We start from the raw sequence: 10,544 nt of genomic DNA on the forward strand, positions 1-10,544 counted from the left end.
ATTACTTAACTCCACTAACTGAAACTCCCTTGGTATCAGTCTTTTAAAAAGTGGCTAACTTGTTCTTGCAATTTGCGTATTTTTAAGGAACTAAAAAATGAAGGTAAAACTGTAATTATTGTTACACATGATCCTTATGTTATAGAAAATAGCGACATTTCATACGATATTAAGGATCTTCAATAAAAAAATAAATAAGTGAATTCTTACGCACATTAAGAATTCACTTATTTATTTTTTTAACTCCAATAACCGATGCATCAACTGAAAATGGTGCATCAACGATAATTTCTTAACATTACCTAATCCTGGGAATTTATCTTGTGCTTGATATGCCATTAATTCCTGTAACGCTGGAGTCATGTTCAAACCATGCAGATTCTCAGGGACCCAGTCACATAACTTTTGTAACGCCTCGAAAAACTTGTTCTTCTGTCCACCCATTGTTTCATTACTATCTGACACGAAATGATGGATTCTAAGACTGCCATCTGTCGTAACGTAAATAATATGCATTGAAATGGCACGTGACGGCATGCCTTTATCGAAGTAGTGGCTACCAACCATTGAGTAATCACCGAATCCATGATAATTATCAACCTGATTCCACCAACTGGCTGGCTCAAAATACTCATCATCTAAGTCAGCATAATCAGCCACATGTTCAACAAATGCTAATGGATCAGTCAAAGAAATTGCTTTATCACCCGCTAACTGATGTAATCGAGCTTCTTCTGGAATAAGAATTCCACTGACTTTCTTTAACAGTTTAGTATTCGCATAGGCTTGTAATAATGGATAATTTTTAGCGATCAACAAACTTTTTTGATTACCTGAAGTCTTCAAGAAGTCACTACTGAAGTCTGGCGCCAAGATTGCACTTGGATAATAAAATGGTAATTCAGATAATTTTGGTAATGGATATAATTTAGCCTCACCATTCAAGCCATATAGACTAACCTGCGGATTAGCAATCACACCAAAAGGCTGTTTTTGATCAATAAATATCTGAACCGTTTGTTGTAATTCTTTGGAGTCCCGAACTGGTTCGATTATAGGCACAATATTTCGACCCAGTTGATTATTTTCAGACAAGGATTTCAATGCCAATAGATCATACATTCGACCACGCAAATAAGGATAATAAATCATACCTTACCTCCCAAATCAGGTTGCTGTAACGCTTGTAATTTCAATTTTAATTCTTGATATTCTGCATTTCGAGCATCAAGCTCTTCTTGCAACTCCGTTACAGAGTCATCTTTCATATCATCAATGAAGCGGTCATAGACATTATGATCCGGTTTGTATATGTTATATCCCTTTTTAGCACGTTTTCGCATTTCTTTATACAATTGATCATCTGAATAAAGCTGCAAACCCTTTTCGACTCGCTTAGCTTTATCAACTTCACGGAATAGTGAAGCTATAAAGTGAGCCGTCAAAGGTTTTTCATCCACTTGCAGATCCTGATACTGAGCTTTTTTAGCAATTGTCAGAAATCCCGGCGTACGTAATGTTTGCGGTGCGAGATCCGCAGCCTTTTTATCGAAAGCACGATATATCATAACGCCGATATGAGCTGGTATCTCTTCAGCAACTTCCTCATATAACTTCTGTGGCAATACAAAGTAGTTGTAGTTACCGATAAACGAAAGTTTAGCTTTGGAATGGAAGTCTGACTTAGTAACCTTTAATTCATAACACCGCCATTCTATCTCTCCGTCAGGTAATTGCTGGTAACTCAAAGTATCGACGATTCCCTTCTTGTCGGGTATTGAAACTTCCTCAACTACGTAAGCTCCTTGCTCATAACAATATTGATACAAAGTACTCTCAAGATTCTTGGTTAGCTTAGTCTTCATGCCTATCACCCTCTGTTATCTGCCAAAAATTATTTATCGTCGCTGATAATTGCTCAATTGAACGAATCTTCTGATAATATTGCCAATGTGGTGGGAATAATTCCGTATAACGCCGACTAGCAAATCGTTGGTCTAACAGCAGAATTATCCCTGTATCATGACTACTACGGATCAATCTACCGGCTGCCTGTAAGACATTGTTCATCCCTGGTAATTGATATGCATATGCAAACCCTTTGCCGTTATCCTGATCATAGTAATCACGAATTAAGTTGTTCTCCGCACTAAGGCCGGGAAGACCAACACTCACAATTGCTACGCCGATTAGTCGGTCACCGCGCAAGTCGATTCCTTCTGAAAAAATACCGCCCAAAACACAGAAACCAACTAACGTTTCATCGGGATTTTCTTGAAATTGATTTAAAAAAGCTGTTCGAGCTTCATTATCCATATCAGTCTCTTGAGATGCTGTCTTAACTTTTGGATGTACCGCTTCAAAAGCTTCTTTTATTTGTTTTAAATATCCATATGATGGAAAAAAGAACAAATAGTTTCCTTCCTTAGCTGAAACCAAGGCATAGAGGCTAGCTACGATCGCCGATTCACTATTTTCACGCTCACGATAAGTTGTCCGAATGTACTGCGTGACAAGTATTGCCTGGTTCTTCGGGGGAAACGGTGACGGGAGCTGATATGCCAAGCTATTATCCACTCCACCCAAAACATTTTGATAGTATTCCATCGGTGATAACGTCGCCGAGAATAAAACCGCTCCTGAGCCCATGTTCAGCGACTGATTCAAGAATCCGCTGGGATCAAGGCACAATTGTTTAATAGTTACGTGTTTATTTTCAATAACCACCCTAGTTTGATAACTTTCATCATACAAATTACCAATTTTGACAAAAGTTAGACAGTTAAAGAAGAAATCCTGTGCTGAAGTTAGGAAGTCAGAGGGTTTTTGTTGCTGCATCCAGTCAGTCATGAAGTCAGTGAACTTTCGTAATACCCGCAACATCTGTTCCGGAGGTTCTGGGGTTACTTGCTCAGTTAACTGCTCCTCTTGCAAATCCTTTTCAATTTTATTGAATTCCCGACGTATTTTTTTAACTTGTTTCTGAAAATCCTCACTGGCTTGAGTTTTAATAGTTCGAGCCTGTTTCAGTAAATCAAAAATCCCAGCATTAGTTATTTCAGCTGAATACATATCTCGTGAACGACTAACCAGGTTATGAACCTCATCGATCAAGAAGAAGTTTTCCAAGTTTTTTTCTGTAAAAAATCTCTGTAAATAAACTAACGGATCAAATAAATAGTTGTAATCACAAATAATAATGTCACAAAATAACGAAGTATCTAATGAAAACTCAAATGGATCAACCGTATGCTTTAGCGCATATTCCTCGATTACCGGTCGAGTTATCAAATCTTCATGCGTCAGAAGGTCTTTCAGCGCTGGCTTCAATCTATCATAGTAACCAACCATGAACGGATTATCTTCTGGTGCAACATCCTTTTCTTCAGGGAAGCGGATCTTATCTTTGGCGGTTAACGTAATACATTTTATTTTCAAGCCATCTTGTTCCATCAATGCAACCGTATCTTCTGCTACATGTCTCGTACTTTGCTTGGCAGTTAGATAGAATAGTCGTTCAATAGTATCTTCCCCCATGGCCTTGATTGCCGGAAACATGGTCGAAATTGTTTTACCTGTACCTGTTGGAGCTTCCACAAATAATCTTTTTTGCAGTGTTATGGTCTTGTAAACTGCCCCAGCCATCTCATGTTGTCCCGTTCGAAATTTCAGGAATGGGAACGGCAATTGTTTGATAGAGTCGTTTCTATCACGTCGTAAGTTAGCCCGTAATGTCAGCCAATACTCATACTCTTTGATAATTTTATTAAAAAACTTAGTTAGTTCAACACGTTTAAAAACTTCTTTGGTTCGAGTAATTTTCTCTTTATTAGTTTGAACGTAAGTCAGTTGCAATGTAACTTCATCAAAGTCTGGCTCATCCTCCAACAATAAATATCCATAGACCTTCACCTGACCCCAATAGAGATCGTGCGTATTATCCGAGATATCCTCAAAAGATTGGTCTGAGGTTTTGATTTCCTCGATCAACAATGATTTATTAGTCATTTCAATTCCATCGGCACGACCTGAGATAACATAATCCTGATCATTCATACTGACGGTTTTCTTTAAGTAAACTTCACTCTCATAGTCATCAGAACGCCCACTTTGAAGCCTACGATGTATCCTTGCACCAGCTAGAGCCGTATTCGAACTATCTTTATTCTCAACCAGATCACCCTTGCGTAAGACGAATTCCACTAATTGTCTGATTCCAATTCTAGTCGTCATAACGGACTCCTTTCCTAGTACAAATTACAAATCACTCTCAATTATAAAACAGACGTTCGTCTTTGTCTGCTAAAAAAGAATATAAAAAAAGGCCTCTTGCGAGGTCTAAAATCAGCTTTAACTGCGATATCCCATCATCATAGCGAAAATTAAGATAATCAAAACAGCCGTTGTAATAATGACATATAGCTTATCGTTTTCTTTATAAAAAGCATAAATAGAAACAACAACACGCAATACCGGTGTCAGGATCAGGAAGAATACTCCCAACATGATAACTGCATATGACTTACCTGCAGCAATTCCAGAGAAAATTGCGGAGAATCTTCTAGGGAAGCCACTATCATAGCCGCCACCACCATTAATGAAGTACATGGCGATCCCAATAAGTATAACGATTGCTGAAGTTATAACGCCGACCCGAAGAATTTTACCAATAACCAACTCAACTTGACGAGTCTCTTCATGCATTTTTTTTGAATCTACTTTTGTTTTTTCGGACATTAGAAGCTCACCCCAAATCCTTTAAGAACCATTTGTACTCCCATGTATAAGATAATAGGAATAAAAATCATTCTAATAACTTTAGGTTTCAATACTTGCATAACACGAGCACCGATCAAGGCACCAGCCAAAACTCCAATTGCAAGTGGTCCCGCAATATCTGGTTTGATTGATCCATTGAAGAAGTAAACTGTCGCACTAGCAGCAGCTGTAACACCCATCATCAAGTTACTTGTTGCACTAGAAGGTTTCAAGGGCATCTCCATAATCGTATCCATAGCGATAACCTTGAAGGCACCACTACCAATACCCAGCAATCCACTGGCAAGACCAGCAGCCCACATCATGATAAAACCACCAGGAACATTTTTCATCGAATAATCGACTTGTTTTTGTTCAGCTTTATCATAATAAGTGCTGGCTAAGTTCAATTTATTAACGATCTTGTCATCACTTGTATAAATTGATTCGCCCTTCTTATCCATAAGTTTACGAATCATATTGTATGTTGAATATAATAGGAAGAATCCAAACAGTACATATAAGAATGTACTAGAAAATACTCCAACCAATAGTGCTCCCATAATTGCACCAACAGTTGTGGCAATTTCTAGGAACATCGCAACACGCAGATTCAGCATGTCATCTTTCAAATAAGCAATAGTAGAACCTGAACTCGTAGCAATAACAGAGATAATACTGGCACCAATGGCATATTTAATATCCATTCCCATCATGATGGTCAAAACAGGAGTGATAATCATTCCCCCACCAATTCCCAAGACAGCACCAAGACAACCTGCCGCTATTCCCATAATCAATAGTAGCAACATTGAATTCATAATTAATCTTCTTTCTCTGTTTCATCTTTCTTGCTGAAAGTTTCGACAGAAGTTTCATAGTTCTCTTTCATTATACTCATAGTTTGTTTAATTTCTGTAGCATTTAACTCGTTTTCTGAAATAAGATCAATATGAAAACGTGACGCATTCAAATAATCGCAACGTGTTGATAGATAAATCTTTGTTTCAACTTCATCATCGTCATCAAAGAAATGAGTAACCTTCTTAGCATCATCGAATGGAAGATTGATAACACCAGTTTCCAGATAAAAATCCATATCAAATTCTGCATCCACGACATGGATCATAACTTGAGATAACTTGCCATCTGCTAGATCCTTAGTAATTTGGTCCCTTGCCTTTTCAATAGCCCATGTACTTTCTTGTAACAGATCATCCTTACTGATCTGCAAACTAGTCTGATCAAAAGTACCTTCAGTTACCTTTTCAATAAAATCACTAATCTTAATCTTCATAATTTCCTCCTAAATATAACGTTTCAAAGAGTTTTCCACAGTTTCCTGATATTTGACTGAATCAATATAGTAACTTCGAATGTGCACACCCAAACTGGTATAAATCATTCTCGGAAAGTTTCCACAGGTGGATAACTTTTCTTCCATTTCAAATGGAACCGTGAAATCATTTTTACCATGCATGAACAATACTGGCAATTGGCAATGTTTCAGTGCCTTAGTACAATCTGCCTGACCATAGAAGAATCCTGCTCGTATTTTAGATACGATCGAAGCACCTCTTATCAACCACAATCCCTTAATATGGAAGCGGTCCTTACAATGATAACTAAGGATATCTTCGGTACTTGTGTACCCAGAATCCTCAATCACTGCCTTCACATTATCAGGTAATGACTCACCAGATGTCAACATAACCGTCGCTGCACCCATAGAAGCACCAAACAAAACAATTTTTTCATCCGGTCTTCTTCTATTTAATTCATCAATCCAGTCTAACAGATCACGACTCTCAAGATAACCGTAACCCATGTATTTGCCTTCGCTTTTACCAGCAGCCTGATTATCGATCTGCAAAACATTATAACCTAGATGATTAAATAATTGAGCATGAATATTAAGTGAATTATGATCTACCGCAAAACCATGAACCAGTATAACAGTAACCTTCGAACCATTACTTGGAGTGAACCAACCAACTAACTTATTACCATTGAATTTAGATTCAATCGTCCATTCCACTTTATTCATGTTTAAAAACTCGGCTGTCCGTTCATCAAGACCAGCGTCACGCTTAATTTTTGGAGCTGCACCATTCAGAGCCTTCGAACCTCTTTTTTGAAGATATAAAAAAAGAGCGTTCGAAATTAGAACGGCCAGCAACAACAATATAATTAAAATAATACCAATTGTCATAACTCTCTCCTTAAATGTAGTGGCATGTACTTTGACACGCTCCAAAACGCGCTTACAAAGAACAATAATTTTCGCTACTACTCCCGTTCTTTGACACGCTCTACATTACTCTAATTCCTTAACGCCCACCATAGCTACTGCAAAAATCAGCATCATCACCGTAATAATTACAAACAAGTGTGAGAATGATAATAACGTAACTACTAAACTACCAGCATAAGGTCCCAAGGCTCTACCTAGGGAACCAAAAATACTGTAAAAACTTTGAAAAGTTCCACGATTCTTATTCGTCGACATCTTACTCAACAATGCTGGAATCGTTGGGAATACCATTGATTCACCAATGGTTAGGAATAACATACTGATAATGAACATCAAGTAAGTTTCAGCCTTAGGTAAAATCAAGAATGACAATCCCATAATTGCTGTACCCAACATAATTTGATTCTTCAAAAGCTTAAAAATCTTCGATACAACACGATTCATTACTGGCTGGATAATTAGTAATGAAGCAGCATTAAACGTAAATACAAGACCATATTGACGTGTTGAGAAACCTTTATTCAACATGTAGATAGACATATTGCTGTCCCATTGAGAATAGCCTAACCAAACTGCAAAAATTGCAGCACAGATGATGACCAAGTTGATTTCAAAACGACCACTACCAATTTCTATTCTAGGATCGACCTCTTCATCAACATATGTTTTATCAGAGCCACTTTCATATTCCGCTTCATTCTCTTGATCAAGAACATTTCCTTTAAATAACACAATTAAAATAGCTACTATAAATAATAAAGCTGGAATGAAGAACGTCAAAAAGATACTCAGCTTAAAGATAAATCCAACCGCAGTTGAACCAACCGCAATACCGATATTTGCAGCCAAATACATATTATTAAAAATAACTCGACTATCGCCAGACATTTGTTCAGCAACAAAAGCCGTGTAGGCGTTAATCGCCGTATATGATAATCCCATTCCGAATCCTAATACTACCAACATAATTGCATAAGTTGGCCAAACATGGTGAACTGACATAACCACCAACGAGGCAACCGAGATAATATATCCCGCATAAAGCGTTCCCCTTCTTGAAAATCGATCAAACATCACACCACCTAAAGCATTACCGACCATCATAAGTGCCGAATAGATCATCAATGCCAAACCAGCAGTAGTAAGTGATTCATGTAGGTTTTTATGAATAAAAATTGTATTGACCGGCAATATGAATCCCATCACCATATTAAATGTAATGTTCAAGATCAATAGCCACATTCTTTGAGCTCGCATCTTTTCTCACCTCTTCTATTTTTTTTAACCAATAAAAAAACCATGGCATAAAAATCAACCATGGTTTTAAGGTAGTACTCTAATGAGTAATCAGATAATCGGTTCACACAATTTCTGAAGATATCGCCCGCGAATCCTGCGAGTAGTGCTTGATACCCTACCACGAATGCCGTCCTAATTCGACGGCTCTCGACTCATCGCACAAGCTACATCATAATATGTTTTCAGAAAAATTGCAACCAATTTGAAATTAAAGATTTGGATTCTGAGTAACTTTCTCTTCAGTCCAGATCTTATATATCAAGTTTAATAACCCACCCATTTGTCCATCGACGCCATTATACATCCAACGATAGATGCAGACATCATCTTTCATCTCGTCAGCAGGCAAATCATCACTATTAGCCGTAACAATAATGTCAGCATCCTTAGGATCACTAACAATTTTGGCATAAGGTAATGATTGTAAAGTAACTGAAAGATCTGAATAAACTAGGAAAAATGATTCAAGTTCTAGATAAATTTTAACTTGAATATTCTTATTATATAGTGAGAAGAATCTATAAGCGATAGCATAGATTGCTTCAGAAATAGGCTTAGATTTACCCTTAAGAGAACTATATTTATCACGAAGCATTAGATGTTGCACAGTTGAGTTGATCTTGCTTTCAAGATTCTCATCATTGATCTTACTAATTGCATCACCAAATCCAGAATATAAGTTAAGGATCTCAATGTAATTACGATCAAGTGCCAATACACCAATGATACATGTAGTTAAATTATATTTATAACGCAAAAACTCTTTGTGAGACAAAGCCATATCTGAAATAGCTTGTTCAACATCAATAGGAATCAATTCCAAGAAGTCGTCGATGAAGTTAGCGAACAATGGATTATATCGAACAAGTTGTTTAGATACAGATTGTAAGTATTCATCTGAAACCTCAAAAGTAGTAGGAACGCACATCAAAAGAATATAGAAATCAGCTGATTGGAACATTTGCTCCTCATAACTAACATCTTCCTTGATAGCACGTTTCAATTCTCTAATCTTCTCACTCCCAGTGTCGCCCTCAAGCATGGCACTAGCGCCCTCAAAAATATTAGGGAAAGGATAATTGATAACATTTAAAGCATCCATATTTTGCATATGGTTTCCGTCGATAATTCTGTACAAATGAGACATGACCACAAAAGCATAAAACAACTTAGTTAATTGATTAGTAGGCTTCATGCGATATTTATCAAGAGCAATGTCAACGACCTTGTAAGCTGTTTCCCTCTTAAAGTCTTCAAATGGCCATACGTAGCCTCTTGTAGCATTCCAGTATAAAGCGGCAACGGCTAAACGAATAGCCTCCTCATCGCCAACAAAGCGCATTGGTTCATAAGCAATACGAACACCGAAACGCTTCAAGTAACCACGAACTGGTTTCAAATGACGTAGCACAGTTGCCTTACTACTATTAAGGTCTGTATAGAATTGCTTAAATGATGATTCCTTACCTTTGACAATTGCGTCTAAGAATAAATATCCATCTGATCTAGTTGTAAGATACGCATGATAACCGTCACGCGTTTCATTAAACATTTCTTCAACAGAATAATCTTTCTTTCCTAAGATATCGCAGAAATCCTCTTGGATACCTAAGAAAGTATTATAAACACTTCCGTAGCTCTTATTCATTTGATAAGCAGCCTTACGAAGGTTAATGTCTTTAACCACAATATTACGATTGCGATATGTCCCAATCAGATCAGAACTTGCCAATTGGTTGGTTCTGATTAATTTGATCTTGTTGAATAATTGAATCTTTTCTATTTCCGATTTAGATAAAAATAAGTCAGTAAAACTATCCAATGATGCCACCCCCAGGTTAGAATAATTATATCATAGTAAAAAAATACACTTGTTTTTATTAATAGAATTAATAAAATAATTATCTTAAAATTAAAACCGATCATGATGCTTAAATTAAAAAAGATGTTTACTCATTTATTTTAAACGCCTTATGATACTAATTAAAGCAAATTCGTTATCAAAAATCATAAATTTTAATCAAATTAAAAAAGTTTTTAATATCTTCATATCATTAAATTATTTTACGCCTAATATTCAATAAGTATAGAGCTTTTATATTACAATTTAGAGACAAAAAAAGAGGACTGAATTTAATCAGTCCTCTTTAAGAATTGCGTGGCAGCTACCTATCCTCGCGGGTAGTTTCCCACCAACTACTTTCGGCGTGAAGAAGCTTAACTTCTGTGTTCG

The 10,544-nt window shown here is 36.8% G+C and carries 9 protein-coding genes and 1 rRNA gene; all 10 read right to left on the reverse strand.

Annotated features, from left to right (window positions below; translation table 11 throughout):
* Positions 1-231: 231 nt before the first annotated feature.
* Entirely contained in the window at positions 232-1,152 is a 921-nt protein-coding gene (locus EKM66_RS12165; protein WP_125764965.1) for a sce7725 family protein, read from the reverse strand.
* Entirely contained in the window at positions 1,149-1,865 is a 717-nt protein-coding gene (locus tag EKM66_RS12170) for a hypothetical protein (protein WP_125764967.1), read from the reverse strand. Before EKM66_RS12170 ends, EKM66_RS12165 begins: the two co-directional genes overlap by 4 nt.
* Positions 1,855-4,233, reverse strand: a complete 2,379-nt coding sequence (locus EKM66_RS12175) for an ATP-dependent DNA helicase (protein ID WP_125764969.1) — start codon at positions 4,231-4,233, stop codon at positions 1,855-1,857. Before EKM66_RS12175 ends, EKM66_RS12170 begins: the two co-directional genes overlap by 11 nt.
* A gap of 117 nt (positions 4,234-4,350) precedes the next feature.
* Complete coding sequence (locus tag EKM66_RS12180) at positions 4,351-4,737, reverse strand: DUF1634 domain-containing protein (protein ID WP_125764970.1); 387 nt, start codon at positions 4,735-4,737, stop codon at positions 4,351-4,353.
* Positions 4,737-5,579: a sulfite exporter TauE/SafE family protein gene (locus EKM66_RS12185; protein ID WP_125764972.1), complete on the reverse strand. Its 843-nt coding sequence runs from the start codon at positions 5,577-5,579 to the stop codon at positions 4,737-4,739. The genes EKM66_RS12180 and EKM66_RS12185 overlap by 1 nt, the downstream gene beginning before the upstream one ends.
* A 2-nt stretch (positions 5,580-5,581) precedes the next feature.
* Positions 5,582-6,055 carry a hypothetical protein gene (locus EKM66_RS12190; protein WP_125764974.1) on the reverse strand — a complete coding sequence of 158 codons (474 nt, stop codon included), beginning with the start codon at positions 6,053-6,055 and terminating at the stop codon, positions 5,582-5,584.
* Positions 6,056-6,064: 9 nt separating this feature from the next.
* Positions 6,065-6,970, reverse strand: a complete 906-nt coding sequence (locus EKM66_RS12195; protein WP_125764976.1) for an alpha/beta hydrolase — start codon at positions 6,968-6,970, stop codon at positions 6,065-6,067.
* Positions 6,971-7,075: 105 nt separating this feature from the next.
* Positions 7,076-8,269 carry an MFS transporter gene (locus EKM66_RS12200; protein ID WP_125764978.1) on the reverse strand — a complete coding sequence of 398 codons (1,194 nt, stop codon included), beginning with the start codon at positions 8,267-8,269 and terminating at the stop codon, positions 7,076-7,078.
* A gap of 250 nt (positions 8,270-8,519) precedes the next feature.
* The gene (locus EKM66_RS12205) at positions 8,520-10,133 is read right to left on the reverse strand and encodes a helix-turn-helix domain-containing protein (RefSeq protein WP_125764981.1); all 1,614 of its coding nucleotides are present in this window, start codon (positions 10,131-10,133) and stop codon (positions 8,520-8,522) included.
* Positions 10,134-10,467: 334 nt separating this feature from the next.
* Positions 10,468-10,544: ribosomal RNA gene (gene rrf / locus EKM66_RS12975) — 5S ribosomal RNA — on the reverse strand; the annotation flags it as partial.

Origin of the sequence: Companilactobacillus hulinensis (assembly GCF_003946555.1) — a bacterium.
GTDB lineage: Bacteria > Bacillota > Bacilli > Lactobacillales > Lactobacillaceae > Companilactobacillus > Companilactobacillus hulinensis.

Bases quoted from the DNA above. Each gene is read 5' to 3' on its own strand.
- EKM66_RS12165 (WP_125764965.1), bottom strand. From the start codon at position 1,152: ATGATTTATTATCCTTATTTGCGTGGTCGAATGTATGATCTATTGGCA.
- EKM66_RS12170 (WP_125764967.1), bottom strand. From the start codon at position 1,865: ATGAAGACTAAGCTAACCAAGAATCTTGAGAGTACTTTGTATCAATAT.
- EKM66_RS12175 (WP_125764969.1), bottom strand. From the start codon at position 4,233: ATGACGACTAGAATTGGAATCAGACAATTAGTGGAATTCGTCTTACGC.
- EKM66_RS12180 (WP_125764970.1), bottom strand. From the start codon at position 4,737: ATGTCCGAAAAAACAAAAGTAGATTCAAAAAAAATGCATGAAGAGACT.
- EKM66_RS12185 (WP_125764972.1), bottom strand. From the start codon at position 5,579: ATGAATTCAATGTTGCTACTATTGATTATGGGAATAGCGGCAGGTTGT.
- EKM66_RS12190 (WP_125764974.1), bottom strand. From the start codon at position 6,055: ATGAAGATTAAGATTAGTGATTTTATTGAAAAGGTAACTGAAGGTACT.
- EKM66_RS12195 (WP_125764976.1), bottom strand. From the start codon at position 6,970: ATGACAATTGGTATTATTTTAATTATATTGTTGTTGCTGGCCGTTCTA.
- EKM66_RS12200 (WP_125764978.1), bottom strand. From the start codon at position 8,269: ATGCGAGCTCAAAGAATGTGGCTATTGATCTTGAACATTACATTTAAT.